Here is a 14,979-nt window from a genome sequence, read left to right as displayed (position 1 = left end):
AAAAAACGATAACCGCGACAGGCCGCAGGCCTGGAGCAAGGAAAAGTCTTTGGAAAGGGGGTCCAGGGGGAAGAACCTTTCTTCAGAAAGGTTTTCCCCCTGGTCGCCGAAGGCATTGGTTTTCGCGAGTTCTTTTTCTCTCCGGCTAGGCAATGGTTCCTTGGTCTGGTAAGGGGGAATGAGTCGGCTGGGGTGCATGGTGGGATATATATCCCCGTGTTGGGACGGTATCTTTTTAATGGAGATGGTCATGGCTGAGTACGAATTGGTCAAGCGCGCCAAAGCTGCGGGCTGAGCAGCCAAAATCGCTCCGGAGGTACTGGAGCAAACATTGGCGGGGCTGGGCGACGGCTATTCCGATCCCCGCATCCTGGCCGGACGTCCTGGCGACAACGAGGACGCGGTCACCTTGCGTTTTCCCGAAGGGCGCGCCCTGGTGCAGAGCGTGGACTTTTTTACGCCCATTGTGAACGATCCGCACGGGTTCGGGCGCATTGCCGCGGCCAATGCCCTGTCCGACATCTACGCCATGGGCGGCGAACCGCTCTCGGCCATGAACATTGTCTGTTTCCCGGTCAAACAACTGCCCACGGAGCTGTTGCGCGCCATTTTGGAAGGCGGGCAGGAAGCGGTACTGGAGGCCGGGGCTGTGCCGTCCGGCGGCCACAGCGTGGAAGACGACGAAGTGAAATACGGGCTTGCGGTTTCCGGCACCGTGGATCCCGAGGCCATGGCCACGAATCAGGGCATGCGGCCCGGGGACTACCTGGTGCTCACCAAGCCGCTGGGTACCGGGGTGCTGGCCACGGCCCTGAAGGCGGACTGGGAGGGAGCCGAGGAGTTCGAGCGCCGTTTGATCCACTGGTGCGGGCGGCTCAATGCCAATGCCGGACATGTTTTGCAGCGTCTTCGCCTGCGTGGAGCCACGGACGTGACCGGCTTTGGTCTGGGCGGCCATTTGCTGGAGCTGTGCCAGGGCAGTGCCTGCGCGGCCACGCTTTGGCTGGATCAGGTGCCGCTTCTGGATGATGTGCTGGAGCTGGCGGGCATGGGGCTTTTGCCTGCGGGGTCGATCTGCAACCGCAATTTTTATCTGCCCCGTTGCCGGGCGGCTTCCGATCTGGACGAACTGCGGCGGGATTTGCTCTTTGACGCCCAGTCCTCGGGCGGTTTGTTGCTGGCGGTGCCGCCGGACCGTTTGGGGGATTGTGTTTCCATGCTCACGGACCTGGGCGAGCCGGCCTTTGTGGTGGGCCGCGCCCGGAAGCCCGGAGCCGAAGGGGAGCCGCTGTTGGAAATTGCGGCCCGGCGTGAGGAATAGGCGGATTGGCTGTGCGAAAAGAAAAGCGTCAGATGCGAAATCGATTGGTGGGCGGTGGGGCTGTTGCGGTGGTGTTGTTTGTCCTTTGCACTGCGGCATCGGTCCCGGCCCAGCCGGGCCTGGGTACGTCCGACCCCGAGGCCGTGAACATGGTGCGGCTGCTTTGCCTCAAGCACGACATCAAGCCCGAGGCGGCCTGCCATGCGCTCACGGCCATGGCCACCACGCCGCCCATGTACCTGAATACCGGGCAGGAGGGCATGCTCGATGCCCTGTTTGATCCGGACCATGAGCAAACCGCCCTGCGCGAGCTGGCGGAGCAATATGATTTGCCCGCGTCCGCCCTGGCTGCGGCGTTGTACGATTACCGCGTCTGGGATCTGGCCCGTCAGGGCGCGGGTCGCTGACCGTTCGTGGTCACGGGTGGCGCAGCCGTTCCAGGCCATGGCCTTCCCGCAACAGCGGTGATGATCAGTTCACCAACTGCTTGGCCAGTTTTACGGCGGTAACCGCGTCCGTGGAACAGCCGTGCGCGCCGATGGATTCGGCGAACGCTTCGGTGACCACGGCCCCGCCGATCATGACCTTGACGTGCTCCAGTCCTTTTTCCCGCAGCAGTCTGACCGTGTCCTCCATGCGCACCATGGTGGTGGTCATGAGCGCGGAAAGGCCCACCAGCTTGGCTCCTTCCTCGGCAGCGGCCTGCACGATGCGGTCGGCGGTCACGTCTTTGCCCAGGTCCACCACGTTGAACCCGTGGTTGCGTAGCATCAGGCAGACGATGTTTTTGCCGATGTCGTGAATGTCGCCTTCCACTGTGGCCATGATCACGCAGGGGCGTTCCTGCTTCCCGCTGTCCGCCTCCATGAGCGGATTGAGGATTTTGAAGGCGTTTTGCAGGGTCTCGGCGGACTGGATGAGTTGGGGGAGGAAGTATTCCTTGCGTTCGTATTTTTCACCCACGTCCATGATGGCCGGGATGAGATGTTCGTCCACGAGATCGAACGGACCATTGCCTTGATCCAGCGCGTCCTGCACCAGGGCGGTGATGCCGTCCTTGTTGCCTTTGACCACGGCTGAAAACAGGGGATGGGAATCCGGTTCCCCGCCGGTTCCCTGCTGTGGGGAGTTTGTGCCGGGCTGTCCGGTTCCGCCCGTGGGCTTCCAGTCCGAATAGGTATTGATGAAATAGGTGGCCTGGGGGTCGCGGTTGAGCAACACCTCGGAAGCGGCCAGGGCTTCGCGCAGCCGGGCCGAATCCGGGTTGGCGATGAACGAGGCCAGTCCGGAAGCCAGACACATGGAAAGGAACGTGGAATTGAGCAGGTCGCGCGCGGGCAGACCGAACGATACGTTGGAAAGCCCCAGGGTGGTGGCCAGTCCCAGTTCCTCGGTGCAGTAGCGGATGGTTTCCAGGGTGGCGCGGGCCGCCTCGGGTTTGGAGGAGACGGTCAGGGCCAACCCGTCCACCACGGCCAGACGACGCGGCACGCCCAGGCTTTCGGCCTCGTCCAGCAGTTGTTCGATGATGGCGATGCGTTCGGGCGCGGTGACCGGCAGTTTTTTGCCTTTGATGGGCAGGAGAATGAAGGGCGCGCCAAAGCGGGCGCAGAGCGGTCCCAATTCGGCCATGCGTCCGGGATCGCCGCTGATGGAGTTCACCAGGGGGGAGCCGGGATAGGCCCAGAGCGCCTCGGCCACGGCCCCGGGAGTGGAGGAATCCAGGCACAGGGGCGTGGTGAACCGGCCTGTGAGCGCCTTGACCAGGGCGGGCAGGGTCACGGTTTCATCCACCATGGGCGCGCCCACGTTCACGTCCAGCACGGGCGCGCCGCGGTCCACCTGCTCTCCGGCGAGGCGCAGGGCTTCGGTCTGTTCGCCCTGTTGCAGTTCGTGAATGAGTTGTTTTTTGCCGGTGGGATTGATGCGTTCCCCGATGAGCACGGCGGGGTGGCCTTTGCCCAGGGGGACGCCCTCGCCCCGGGAGGTGAGCACCACGGCGCGGTCTTCCGGCTGGGGCAGGGACCAGGATTTTTCCCTGCTGCACGCGGCCAGGGCGCGGATGTGGTCCGGCCCGGTGCCGCAACAGCCACCCACGAACTTGGCGCCCATGTCGAAAAAGCGGGTGGACTGCTTGGCAAAATCGTCCGGCCCAAGGCGGAAAACCGTGTTGCCGTTCTCGTCCAGTTCGGGCAGTCCGGCGTTGGCGGCCACGTACAGGGGGGTGGAAAGACGCGGGAGCATGGCCCGGACCACGTCCGCTATCTGTTCCGGTCCGGCCGAACAATTGGTGGCCACCATGTCCACGCCCATGTTCTGCATGGTGTCGATGAAGTGCAGGGGCGTGGTTCCGGTCAGGCTGTTGGCGCCCTCAAAGGTCATGGACACGGCCACGGGCAGGTCGCAGACCTCGCGGGTCGCGATGACCACGGCCCGGGCTTCGGCCAGATCAAAATGAGTTTCACCCAGGATCAGGTCGGCTCCGCCGTCCACGCAACCCTGGATCTGCTCCTTGTACGCCTGCACCAACTCGCGGAAGGTGAGTTCTCCCAACGGCTCGCAAAAATGCCCGGTGGGTCCGATGCTGGCGGCCACGAACGCGTTGTCTCCGGCGGCCTTGCGTGCCAGGGTGCACATGGCCTTGTTCAGGTCGTAGACGTCCGCGTCCGGCCCAAGCTTGAAACGCGATCCGCCGAATGTGTTGGTGGTCAGCACCTGTGCGCCTGCGGCCAGATAGTCGCGGTGCACCTGGAGCACGGCATCCGGGCTTTTTAGCCCGAAAAGTTCCGGAGACATGCCCGGTGGCAGGCCGCGCTGTTGCAGCAGTGTGCCGTAACCACCGTCGAAAAAGCGGACCTGGTCGTCCTTGAGCAATTTTCGAAAATCGGGCATGGATGTTCCCCTCTGCGGCCCGGGCCGCTCTGTCCCGGTCGTACTGCCGGGTGCTGAGTGTTGCGTTCGGGTTTCGGCGGATCTGTATCAATATATCTCAATATAGGTCAACCAAAAAGGACGGTGTCACCTCGATGACACAGGGCTGCCGCGGGCAAGGCTTGAAAAGCGGCTCTAAAAGGTATACCGTTCCCATTTGACCACTACCGAACACCACACGGCGAAGATAGCGCCGAAAGACAATCCTGACATGACGGATACCATCTCCCAGCCGGAAGTTCACCGGTCTTCGGACACAGACGCCGGAGCCGGGGAAGCATCCAACAATACCAGCAACGCTCCCGCCAAGCGCGGCGGCGATATGCTGCCGGCGCTCAAGGAGAAGCGCTCCAGCGCGGTCGTTCCCAGCGATCCGCTCTCGCTGTATCTGCGCGAAATTTCCAAGTTCCCCCTGCTCAAGCCCGAGGAAGAACAGGAGCTGGCCCAGCGCGTGCGCGACAACGGCGACCAGGACGCGGCCTTCCGGCTCGTGTCCTCGCATTTGCGCCTGGTGGTCAAGATCGCCATGGACTTCCAACGCCGCTGGATGCAAAACGCCCTGGATCTGATCCAGGAAGGCAACGTGGGGCTGATGAAGGCCGTGAATAAGTTCGACCCGGACAAGGGCATCAAGTTTTCCTACTATGCCGCGTTCTGGATCAAGGCCTACATCCTTAAGTACATCATGGACAACTGGCGCATGGTCAAGATCGGCACCACCCAGACCCAGCGCAAGCTGTTTTATAATCTGAACAAGGAACGCCAGCGTCTGCTTTCCCTCGGGTTCGACCCCACCACCGAGGCGCTCTCCGAATCCCTGAACGTGAGCGAATCGGAAATCGTGGAAATGGACCAGCGCCTCTCCCGGGGGGACATGTCCCTGGACATGCCCGTGGGCGACGATACCGACGCCACACGCCTGGACTTTCTGCCCTCCCTGGCTCCGGGCGTGGAGGAGACCCTCTCCGACAATCAAATTTCCCGCATTCTGCTGGAAAACCTCAAAGCCATTGAGCACCAGCTCAATGAAAAGGAACTGGCCATCCTTAATGAACGGCTCCTTTCCGACTCCCCGGTGACGCTGCGGGAAATCGGGGAACGCTACGGCGTCACGCGGGAGCGTGTGCGCCAGATCGAGGCGAGGCTGTTGCAGAAACTTCGGCAACATCTGGAAAATACAGTAGACGACTTTTCCGTGGAGTGGATCAACGACAATGAATGAACGACTCATCGAACTCAAAAAAGAATCCTGCCGTCTGGCGCGGCAGCATAACCTGCCTTCCTTCTACGACGACTTCACCGAAGACGTTTCCTTTGCCTCGGACCTGTTTTTCAATCACCCTGCCCTGCTCAAGCTGCAGGAAGACTCGGTTCCCTTTCTCTATGACGACTATATGTTCGGCATCGAACACTCCAAGCGCCTGGCCCAGGACGCGGCTACACTGGTGATGGCCTGGAACAGCGGCCTGGACCGACAGACTGCCCGGCGCACCGCTCTGCTCACGGCCGTGGCCGCCATGATCCGCGACATCGAATGCGCCAGCGGCGAGGGCGAACGCACCCAAGGTTCCGCCTATACCCTGCTGGACGGCTGCACCCTCTCGGACAGTGAAAAACACCTCGTTTCCCGCGCCTCCACCTGTCGGCGGCGGCCCGATGTGTCGGACATGCCCGAATCCAGCCAGCTGCGCGCCATGAGCTATTGCCTGCACGACGCCTATTGGTTCCGTTTTGGGCCGGATATTTTTTCCACGGTCATGTGGCTCTATTGCGACTACAGCACCGCCTCCTTGCCCGAACTCATCGAACAGTTTGAAACCGGAGTGAATGACGCCCGGTATGCTTCGGACGGTTTTCTTACGGACCTGGGCAAAAAGTACGGCCCGGAGATCCTGGAAGCCGGAGTGGAGCAGGGCGAAATCATGCTCGAACGCCTTCGGGAGGCCGCCGGGCAAGAAGGCCGGTCCCGCTGACGACCCGGCCATTTCCACCACAGCAGCACGGAGACCCCATGAACAGCCTCGCGGTCCGCGATTCCCTGTACCCTCATGCCGATTCGGGACGCGCCCGCTCGCGCGTGGGCGCTCTTGCCGCGCTCTTGCTTCTTCTGGCGCTGGCCCAGCTCTGCGGCTGCGCTCCCCGCCGTCAGGCCGTTGATCCGGCGGAAACAGCCCCGGACATTGCACCGCCGAAAATCAGCCAGGACGCCGAGCTTACCTACAATTATCTGTTGTTTCAGGATCAAATTTCCGAGCTGGAACGCCTTACCCGCACCGGACGCGTGCTCCGGGAAGATGAAACCCGGGTCATGGAGCTGCAGGAAAATGCGGCCCGGGTCGCGGACAGCATTCTGGAAGTACGTCCCTCCCCGGAAATGTTCGTGGACAAGGCCTCCCTGTTCTTCAACACCGAACAGATCGGCCGGGCGCGGCGCATTTTGTCCCAGGGGCTGCGCCAATTCCCGGAGAACCGCCCCCTGGTGGCGGCGCTGGTCAACGCCTATCTCATGGAAAACAACGTGGAAAACGCGGTCCTGCTCCTGGAGGAATATCTGCTTTCCGCGCCTGAGGACCATCAGATGCGGCAGCGGCTGGCCGGCGTGCTCATCGACGCCCAGGAATACGCCAGGGGATTGGATCAGCTGAACGTCATCCCCAAGGCCGAGCGCAACAAGGTGACCCTGTACCTCCAGGCCCGGGCCGAATCCCGCCTGGGTCGGCAGCGGCAGGCGCTGCGTACCCTGGACCGTGCTTTGGAACTGGACCCGTACTATTATGAAGCCTGGGCCGAAATGGCGTATCAGCGGGAGCTGGACAACGACCTGCCCGGCGCCATCAAAGCCTATGAACAGCTCCTGAAGCTGGGTGGTCCCGAGGAAGAAATCCGCACCCGGCTCGTGACCCTGCAGCTCAAGCTCAACAGCGTGGACGCGGCCCTGAAGACCGCCATGGACGGACCCGCGGAAAAGGCCTACCTGCTCTCCACGGCTGGCGGGTTTTTGAACCAGGGCTTTCCTGCCCAGGCCTCGGCCGTGCTGGACACCCTGGCCGGATTCGATCCCGTGCCTTCGGAGTTTTATTTTTACAAGGCCGTCATCGCCTTTGAAGCGGAACAAAACATTGAAAAAGCCCTGGAGTACCTGGACAAGGTGCCTGCCGGGGACGACCGCTACGACGACGCTCTGGAGTTCCGCATCCAGATTCTGCATACCCTGAAACGACCCGAGGAAGTACTCAAGCTGCTGCATGAGGGCCAGAAGGTCTACCCCGACAACGTGGGGTTCTATCAGATGGAAGCGGAATACTGGATGGACCGTGAAGACATACCTCAGGCGCTCGGCGCCCTGGAACGCGGCCTGGAGCAGCGGTCCGATAATCCGGACCTGCTCTACCGCTACGGCGCGCTCCTGGACGAGTCCGGCCAACGCCACAAGGGGCTGGAGGTCATGGAGCGGATCATCACGGCCAACCCCCGCCACGCCGACGCCCTGAACTACATCGGCTATACCCTGGCCCAGGAGGGGCGCGACCTCAAACGCGCCCAGGTGCTCGTTGAAAACGCGCTCATGGAAGAACCGGACAACGGGTATATCCTCGATTCCCTGGCCTGGGTCCACTACAAGGCCGGAGCCTTGAGCAAGGCCTGGGAGGTCATCCAACGTGCCGTGCGCGAGGTGCCGTCCGAGCCGACCCTTTGGGAACATTACGGCGACATCGCCGCGGCCCTGGGCAAAAAGGTCTCTGCCCTGGAAGGCTACCGCAAGGCCATCCAGTTCGGTGCGGAAGATGTGGAAGCCGTAAAAGCGAAGATCAAATCCCTATGATTCCGGACTGCTTGCGCCCAATCAGTGTTCGGCGGTTGCCGATCTCGCGCCCGCGCCCGTTTGCGGTGTGGCCCGCGCTGCTGCTTGCCGCGTTTGTGCTTTTTGCTGCCGGGTGCGCCAAAAAACCACTGCCCAGTTACGACAACGCCGAACGCGCCTGGAACGTGTTTCAGGCCGGATACCGGGTCCGCCCACCGGCACCCGCTTTTGTGGCCGCGTGCAGTCTGGCCTGGACTTCCGGCAACCGCAGTGCTCGCATTTTGTTGGATTTCTGGGGAGAATTTGACCAGCATGGAGCCGGCAGCGTACCGGCCGTGGTGCGTATGGACGCCTGGAGCAATCTGGGCGGCAGTCTGAGCAAACTGCGCCAGGGACCGGACGGTCTGGCCGCGTTTTATCCCGATCAGATGAAGGCCTACACCCATGCGGATCCCATTTTGGGCGCCCGTCTGCTGGGACTGCCGTTTCCCTTTTCCCTGGCCGATTTCGCGGCCCTGCTGCACGGTGACTTCACGGACCTGATTCCGGCCCACTACGACGCGGTCACCGCTTTGGACAACGGCGCCTACCGTTTTGGTTTTGCGGACGCACGCGTGCAGACCCTGACCCTGGACAAGGCGGCGCGGCCCCTGCGTATGACGGGGCGCACCGTGGTTCCCGAGGAGTACGCCGACTCGCTTGGCGGGGAATGGCGCATTGATTTTTCCCGGTATCCGGACGAACCGGATCTGATTATAACTGACAAGAGCGACGGTCTGGAGCAAACCACCCGGGTCCAGCGCGCTCCCATGGCGCATCGGCTGTTTTTGACCCTGCCCGGGGGGCATCGGGGCAGCTTGCGCATCCAGTCCCGAGAGCTTAAACTCCGGCCCTGGCCCGAGCAGGCCACGGCCCTGCGTCTGCCCGAAGCTGTGCAGCCCCGCGCCCTGGACGGCGTACAGCGCGACTGGACCACGGGCCGGGTACCCGCGTCTGTCGAAGCTTCCCCGGCAGCGCCCTGACCTCATACAGGAAGCGACGAGCGGTCCGCACGGTTGCGGATCGGAATCCACGCCATCCAACAGGAGCCGCCATGCCCCGATACGAGGAACAAACCGCCACAGGATTTACCCACGCCCCGGGCGTGGTGGAAAATTTTTTGATCGGCCTGCGCGTTGTCTGGCGCGAATGCCGCGCCATGGGCGCACGCCTGGTGCGCGCATACGAACGCCGCGCCCTTGCCAAGCGGCTGCAGGAAGAGTACTGCCGCCTGGGCCGCATCCAGGCCGGACACGACTGCCAAACCAGCCGCGCGCTGGTCATGGGGCAGATCGGTCTGCTCAAAGACGAACTCGACGCCCTGGAGAAGGAAGCGTCGTGAACCATGGCCCGACTCGGGCCGCAACAGGGACGCGCCCCCGGGCGCGAAGGGGGACACATGACAAAAACCCTGATCATCGGCTGCGACCATGGCGGGCTGGCCTTGAAGATCGCGCTCAAGCCCCGGCTGGAAGAGTTGGGGCTTGAAGTACGCGACCTCGGCACCCACACCGCGGAAAGCTGCGACTATCCGAATATCGCCAAAGAGGTCTGCAAGGCCGTGCTGGAAGAGGAATCGGCCCTGGGCCTGCTCATCTGCGGCACGGGTCTGGGCATGTCCATGACGGCCAACCGTTTCGAGGGCATCCGCGCCGCGGTCTGCACCAACGAATACATGGCCCGCATGGCCCGCGCCCACAACAACGCGAACGTACTCTGCCTGGGCGAACGCACCACCGGACCCGGCCTGGCCCAGAGCGTGCTTGAGGCATTTCTCGAGGCACAGTTCGAAGGTGGACGCCACCTGCGCCGCATCAATCTTATGGACCAATAACCAAGCATTTTATAAGGATTTTCCACCATGTCCCAGGAGACGCTCAGCAACGACCAGCTCGTGGTCAATACCGTCAAGGGTCTGATCATGGACGGCACCCGCAAGGCCAATTCCGGCCATCCGGGGGGAGCCATGTCCTCGGCGGATTTCGCCACCGTGCTGTTCAAGGATTTTCTGAACTACGATCCCCAGGATCCCACATGGTTCAACCGCGACCGGTTCATTCTGTCCGCCGGACACGAGTCCATGCTCCTCTACTCCCTGCTGCACTTGCAGGGCTTTTTGCCTGTTGAGGAGTTGCAGCAATTCCGCCAGTGGGGTTCCAAGACGCCCGGACACCCGGAAAAGCACCTCACCCCCGGCGTGGAAGCCACATCCGGTCCGCTGGGTCAGGGGTTCTCCCAGTCCGTGGGCGTGGCCGCGGCCGAAGCCTTCCTGGGCGAGACCCTGGGCAGCGACGTGGTGGACCACTTCACCTATGTGCTGGCCTCGGACGGCGACATCCAGGAACCGGTGTCCCTTGGTTCCGCCATCCTGGCCGGACGCTGGGGGCTGGGTAAGCTCATCGCCTTCTACGATTCCAACAAGGTCCAGATCGCGGGCGCGTGTTCCCGCGTGGACTGCACCAATTATGCCCAGGCGTTCGAGTCCTTTGGCTGGCATGTGCAGGAAGTGGACGGCCATGACCGCGAGGCCATCGCCGAAGCCGTGAAGCGCGCCCAGATGGAAGTGGCCCGGCCCAGCATCATCATCGGCCATACCGTCATGGCCCAGGGTACGGCCGGACGCGAGGGCGACCACGAGACCCATGGTTCGCCCCTGCCGCCCGAGGAGATCGCGGCGTCCAAGACCAAGATGGGCCTGGATCCCGAACAATTTTTCCAGGTGCCGGACACGGCCCTGAATCATTTCCGCGCCCGGTTCGATGCGTTGGGCAAGCGTGTGGAGGACTGGAAGGCCGCTCTGGATGCCAAGCTCAAGGATGAAGACTTTGCGGCCAAGTGGAACCTCTTCACCGGTCCCCGTTCGGGTCTCCAGGTGGAGATGCCCGGCTTCACCCCCGGGGAGAGCGTGGCCACGCGCAAGGCCTGGGGCGCGTGCCTGAACCACATCATGGACCAGCTGCCCCAGCTTGTGGGCGGCTCCGCCGACCTGGACCCCTCCAACCAGACCGCCAAGTTCCGCGACCACGTGGGCTGCTTTGGCGTGGACGGGTTTGCAGCGCGCAACCTTTCCTTTGGCGTGCGGGAATTCCCCATGGCCGCCATTGTCAACGGACTGGCCCTGCATGGCGGGGTGATTCCCTTTGGCGCCACCTTCCTGACCTTTTCGGACTACTGCCGCAACGCCGTGCGCATGAGCGCCCTGCAGGAGTTGCCCTCCCTGTTCGTGTTCACCCACGATTCGTTTTATCTGGGCGAGGACGGTCCCACGCACCAGCCTGTGGAGCACATCTCCTCCCTGCGGCTCATTCCGGAAGTCATTGATCTGCGTCCGGCCGATGCCACGGAAACCGCGCTCTGTCTGGACGTGGCCCTGCGCCAGGAAAAACGGCCGTCCTGCCTGTTCCTGACCCGTCAGGGACTGCCCGTGCTGGATCCGGCCGAATATCCGCAAATGGCGGAAGGCGTGCGCAAGGGCGGCTACGTGATCCAGGATCCCGAAGGCGGACCCGATGCCGTGGACATGGTCATCGTGGCCACCGGCTCCGAGGTTTCCCTGTCCATGAAAGCGGCCAAGCTCCTGTCCGGATACAACATCCGCATCGTAAGCATTCCCTCGGTGACTCTCTTTGAGGAGCAGAGCCGGGAATACAAGGATGCCGTGCTCCTGCCCAAGGTGGCGCGCCGTGTGGCCGTGGAGGCCGGACGTCCCGACATCTGGTACCGCTACGTGGGCATGGACGGCCTGGTAAAGGGCATGGACCATTTCGGACATTCCGCCCCCTACAAGAAATTGGAAGAAGAGTACGGGTTTACGCCTGAGGCGCTGGCCCGGCTCATTCAGGAAAAATACGCCTGACCGCGCCACGAACCGGGGATCGGACAACGCCGTCCGGTTCCCGGGGAGCGCAACACGGTCCCGCTGATCCGCTGCTCCGCAACACGACCCCCTGGAGGTACGAACTATGGAAGCTCCGTCCAAAAACCTGGCCATGGACCTGGTCCGCGTGACCGAGGCCGCGGCTCTGGCCGCAGCCCGCTGGCTGGGCCGAGGCGACAAGAATTCCGGAGATCAGGCCGCGGTGGACGCCATGCGCCTGTCCTTCAACAGCCTGGACATTGACGGCAAGATCGTCATTGGCGAAGGAGAAAAGGACGAGGCTCCGATGCTCTTCAACGGTGAACACGTGGGCACCGGCAAAGGGCTTGCCGTGGACGTGGCCGTGGACCCCGTGGAAGGCACCAACCTGCTGGCCACGGGCCGTCCCAACGCCATCGCCGTGGTGGGCGTGGCCCCGGCCGGAACCATGCTTGATCCTGGCCCGAGCTACTACATGCAAAAGCTGGTTGTCCCGGCGCCGGCCCGCGGTGTGGTGGACATCAACGCCCCGGTGGGCCACAACCTCAAGTCCATTGCCAAGGCGCTGGGCAAGGATGTGGACGACCTGGTGGTCTTTGTGCTGGATAAACCGCGGCACAAGGGGCTTATCGCGGAGATCCGCGCTGCGGGCGCACGCATCCAGCTGCACACGGACGGCGATGTGAACGGCTCCCTCATGGCCGTGAACCCCCGCGCCGAAGTGGACGTGATGATGGGAACGGGCGGCACCCCCGAGGGCGTGCTTTCGGCCTGCGCCATCCGCATCATGGGCGGCGAGCTGTTCGCCCGTTTTGATCCGCAAAAGGAAGATGAAAAACGCGCCATGATCGACGCGGGCTATGATCTGAAGCAGGTCTACACCGCTTCGGACCTGGTCAAGAGCGACGAGGTCTTTTTCGCGGCCACCGGGCTTTCCGGCGGCAGCTTCCTGGACGGAGTGCGCTACACCGGCACCGGCGCGGTGACCCATTCCCTGGTCATGCGCGGCCACACCGGCACCATCCGCTACATCGAATCCGAGCACACCTGGGACAAGCTGATGCGCTTCTCCGCGGTCAAATACGACTAGCAACACGAGCTGCAACGTCTTTGCACACCCCCGAAGCCGCTGACGGTCTCGGGGGTGTTTTGCGTTCCAACGCCAGCCTGCCCGAACACAGCGAACGCAATTCACCAGGGAATATCGACCGTTCACCCCGCATCCTCTGGACGTGTGCGAGTCCGGGGTGTTATTCCGGGCTATGCCCGAGGTCTCGGGCGGGAGGTAGCATGTATCTTGGAATCGACGTGGGCGGCACCCATACCGACGCGGTGGCGCTGGACATTTCCGGGCCGGGCGTGGAGGTGGTCTCCGCCTGCAAGGTTGCCACGCGGCCCCGCGATCTGCTCGGCTCCGTGCGCGAGGCGCTGGAGCGCGTACTGCAGGGCGTGGACCGCGCCAAGGTCAAACGGCTGAATCTTTCCACCACGCTTTCCACCAACGCCATCGTGGAGGGCCGCACCGAGGAGGTGGGCGTGCTGGTTATCCCCGGACCGGGCATGGATCCTACGGATTACATGCTCTGCCGGGATTACCACGTGCTGGACGGCGCCATGGACCATCGCGGCAATGAAACCGCGCGCCTGGACAACACGCAGTGCCAGGCGGCCATTGCCTCGTGCCGGGCCAACGGGGTGAATACCTTTGCCGTGGTGGGTAAATTTTCCGTGCGCAACCCCCTGCATGAAAACACCCTGCGGCACATGCTCTGCGGCACCCGGGAGGGCCAGGCCTGCGAACGGGCCGACTTCGTGACCCTGGGACACCAGCTGGGCGGCCGTCTGAACTTTCCCCGACGTGTGGCCACGGCCTATTTCAACTGTTCGGTACGCCGGTTGTACAACGATTTTGCCGATGCCGTGGAACGCGGACTCGAAGCCATGGACATGGCGCATGTACGGGTCAACGTGCTCAAGGCAGACGGCGGCACCATGCCTCTGGCGTTTTCCCGGCGCATGCCCGTGCAGTCCATTTTTTCCGGCCCGGCCGCCTCGGTCATGGGTATCATTGCCCTGTGCGAAATCATTCATGATTCCGTGATTCTGGACATCGGCGGCACCACCACGGACATTGCGGTGTTCGCGGCCGGCTCCCCCCTGCTGGAGCGCGACGGCATTGCCATCGGTTCCCATCCCACCCTGGTGCGGGCCTTGAAGGTCAAGTCCATCGGCGTGGGCGGGGACTCGGCCCTGTCCGTCATCGGGGACACGGTGCGCGTAGGCCCACGACGGCTGGGACCAAGCATGGCCGCCGGAGGCGAACATCCCACGCTCACGGACGCCCTGAACTGCCAGGGACTTTCCGCCGTGGGCGATGTGGACGCCTCCCGAAACGGCATGGCCGCCTTTGCCGAGGCCCACACCATCAGCCCGGATAAACTCGCGGCCCAGGCCGTGGATGCGGCGGCCCGCACCATCCATGAACAGACCCGCGCCCTGGTGGCCGAAATCAACGATCAGCCCGTCTACACCATCCATGAATTGATCGAAGGCAAGCGCATCGTGCCGCGCAAGCTCTATCTCATGGGCGGGCCGGCCGAGGCCATGCGCATGCCCCTGTTCCAACGGTTCCAACTCTCCAACGAGGCACCCGAACATTTTGCCGTGGCCAATGCCGTGGGCGCGGCCCTGACCCGCACCACCACGGACGTGGAGCTTTTTGCGGACACGCAAAAGCACATCATGTTCCTGCCCGGGCTGGGGCATCATGAAAACATCCCCGGCACCTACACCCTGGAGGACGCCAAACGCGACGCCATGAACCACCTGTTGGCTCATCTGGCGGATCTGCGGCTCTCGGCGGACGCCCAGCGTGCCGAGATCACCCACGCGTCCAGCTTCAACATGGTGGACGGCATGCGCACCACGGGCCGCAACATGCGGGTGAAATGCCAGATCAAACCCGGCGTGGAACGCACCCTGGGATAGCCCGGCAGACTTTGTTTTCGGCAACAGCACACGCGGATCCAC

Annotated in this window: 13 protein-coding genes; 11 read left to right on the top strand and 2 right to left on the bottom strand. The window is 63.1% G+C overall.

The window, feature by feature from the left end:
* On the bottom strand, positions 1-198 hold a 198-nt coding region (locus B5D49_RS15065; protein ID WP_234990736.1), incomplete at its 3' end, for a hypothetical protein.
* A gap of 52 nt (positions 199-250) precedes the next feature.
* On the opposite strand from B5D49_RS15065, the gene selD reads away from it, so the two are divergent.
* Positions 251-1,321 carry a selenide, water dikinase SelD gene (gene selD / locus B5D49_RS12410; protein ID WP_078718030.1) on the top strand — a complete coding sequence of 357 codons (1,071 nt, stop codon included), beginning with the start codon at positions 251-253 and terminating at the stop codon, positions 1,319-1,321.
* Positions 1,322-1,353: 32 nt separating this feature from the next.
* A complete protein-coding gene (locus B5D49_RS12405) occupies positions 1,354-1,728 on the top strand; it encodes a hypothetical protein (RefSeq protein WP_144019483.1) in 375 nt (124 codons plus the stop codon).
* A gap of 64 nt (positions 1,729-1,792) precedes the next feature.
* Here the strand turns inward: B5D49_RS12405 and B5D49_RS12400 are convergent, their stop codons facing one another.
* Entirely contained in the window at positions 1,793-4,213 is a 2,421-nt protein-coding gene (locus B5D49_RS12400) for a homocysteine S-methyltransferase family protein (RefSeq protein ID WP_078718028.1), read from the bottom strand.
* Positions 4,214-4,463: 250 nt separating this feature from the next.
* Here B5D49_RS12400 and B5D49_RS12395 point away from each other — a divergent pair, with 250 nt between their 5' ends.
* The 9 genes from B5D49_RS12395 to B5D49_RS12355 all read left to right on the top strand — a co-directional run bounded on the left by B5D49_RS12395 (position 4,464) and on the right by B5D49_RS12355 (position 14,937).
* The gene (locus B5D49_RS12395; RefSeq protein ID WP_078718027.1) at positions 4,464-5,474 is read left to right on the top strand and encodes a sigma-70 family RNA polymerase sigma factor; all 1,011 of its coding nucleotides are present in this window, start codon (positions 4,464-4,466) and stop codon (positions 5,472-5,474) included.
* Positions 5,467-6,225: a hypothetical protein gene (locus tag B5D49_RS12390; RefSeq protein WP_078718026.1), complete on the top strand. Its 759-nt coding sequence runs from the start codon at positions 5,467-5,469 to the stop codon at positions 6,223-6,225. The genes B5D49_RS12395 and B5D49_RS12390 overlap by 8 nt, the downstream gene beginning before the upstream one ends.
* 38 nt (positions 6,226-6,263) lie before the next feature.
* Positions 6,264-8,075, top strand: a complete 1,812-nt coding sequence (locus B5D49_RS12385) for a tetratricopeptide repeat protein (protein ID WP_078718025.1) — start codon at positions 6,264-6,266, stop codon at positions 8,073-8,075.
* Entirely contained in the window at positions 8,072-9,076 is a 1,005-nt protein-coding gene (locus B5D49_RS12380; protein WP_078718024.1) for a hypothetical protein, read from the top strand. The genes B5D49_RS12385 and B5D49_RS12380 overlap by 4 nt, the downstream gene beginning before the upstream one ends.
* Positions 9,077-9,147: 71 nt before the next feature.
* Positions 9,148-9,435 carry a hypothetical protein gene (locus B5D49_RS12375; protein WP_078718023.1) on the top strand — a complete coding sequence of 96 codons (288 nt, stop codon included), beginning with the start codon at positions 9,148-9,150 and terminating at the stop codon, positions 9,433-9,435.
* Between the two features lie 57 nt (positions 9,436-9,492).
* Positions 9,493-9,927 carry a ribose 5-phosphate isomerase B gene (gene rpiB, locus B5D49_RS12370; RefSeq protein WP_078718031.1) on the top strand — a complete coding sequence of 145 codons (435 nt, stop codon included), beginning with the start codon at positions 9,493-9,495 and terminating at the stop codon, positions 9,925-9,927.
* Positions 9,928-9,954: 27 nt separating this feature from the next.
* Positions 9,955-11,949 (top strand): transketolase, encoded by a 1,995-nt coding sequence (tkt, locus tag B5D49_RS12365; RefSeq protein ID WP_078718022.1) that lies wholly within the window; start codon positions 9,955-9,957, stop codon positions 11,947-11,949.
* Positions 11,950-12,055: 106 nt separating this feature from the next.
* Positions 12,056-13,039: a class II fructose-bisphosphatase gene (gene glpX / locus B5D49_RS12360; RefSeq protein ID WP_078718021.1), complete on the top strand. Its 984-nt coding sequence runs from the start codon at positions 12,056-12,058 to the stop codon at positions 13,037-13,039.
* Between the two features lie 200 nt (positions 13,040-13,239).
* Entirely contained in the window at positions 13,240-14,937 is a 1,698-nt protein-coding gene (locus tag B5D49_RS12355; RefSeq protein ID WP_078718020.1) for a hydantoinase/oxoprolinase family protein, read from the top strand.
* The last annotated feature ends 42 nt before the right edge of the window (positions 14,938-14,979 follow it).

The organism is Paucidesulfovibrio gracilis DSM 16080, from assembly GCF_900167125.1.
GTDB classification, from domain to species: domain Bacteria; phylum Desulfobacterota; class Desulfovibrionia; order Desulfovibrionales; family Desulfovibrionaceae; genus Paucidesulfovibrio; species Paucidesulfovibrio gracilis.
This window is presented reverse-complemented; position numbering and strand designations above follow the sequence as displayed.

Excerpts from the sequence above, each read along its gene's own strand:
- B5D49_RS12405 (WP_144019483.1), top strand. The coding sequence starts at position 1,354 with ATGCGAAATCGATTGGTGGGCGGTGGGGCTGTTGCGGTGGTGTTGTTT.
- B5D49_RS12400 (WP_078718028.1), bottom strand. The coding sequence starts at position 4,213 with ATGCCCGATTTTCGAAAATTGCTCAAGGACGACCAGGTCCGCTTTTTC.
- B5D49_RS12395 (WP_078718027.1), top strand. The coding sequence starts at position 4,464 with ATGACGGATACCATCTCCCAGCCGGAAGTTCACCGGTCTTCGGACACA.
- B5D49_RS12390 (WP_078718026.1), top strand. The coding sequence starts at position 5,467 with ATGAATGAACGACTCATCGAACTCAAAAAAGAATCCTGCCGTCTGGCG.
- B5D49_RS12385 (WP_078718025.1), top strand. The coding sequence starts at position 6,264 with ATGAACAGCCTCGCGGTCCGCGATTCCCTGTACCCTCATGCCGATTCG.
- B5D49_RS12380 (WP_078718024.1), top strand. The coding sequence starts at position 8,072 with ATGATTCCGGACTGCTTGCGCCCAATCAGTGTTCGGCGGTTGCCGATC.
- B5D49_RS12375 (WP_078718023.1), top strand. The coding sequence starts at position 9,148 with ATGCCCCGATACGAGGAACAAACCGCCACAGGATTTACCCACGCCCCG.
- rpiB (WP_078718031.1), top strand. The coding sequence starts at position 9,493 with ATGACAAAAACCCTGATCATCGGCTGCGACCATGGCGGGCTGGCCTTG.
- tkt (WP_078718022.1), top strand. The coding sequence starts at position 9,955 with ATGTCCCAGGAGACGCTCAGCAACGACCAGCTCGTGGTCAATACCGTC.
- glpX (WP_078718021.1), top strand. The coding sequence starts at position 12,056 with ATGGAAGCTCCGTCCAAAAACCTGGCCATGGACCTGGTCCGCGTGACC.
- B5D49_RS12355 (WP_078718020.1), top strand. The coding sequence starts at position 13,240 with ATGTATCTTGGAATCGACGTGGGCGGCACCCATACCGACGCGGTGGCG.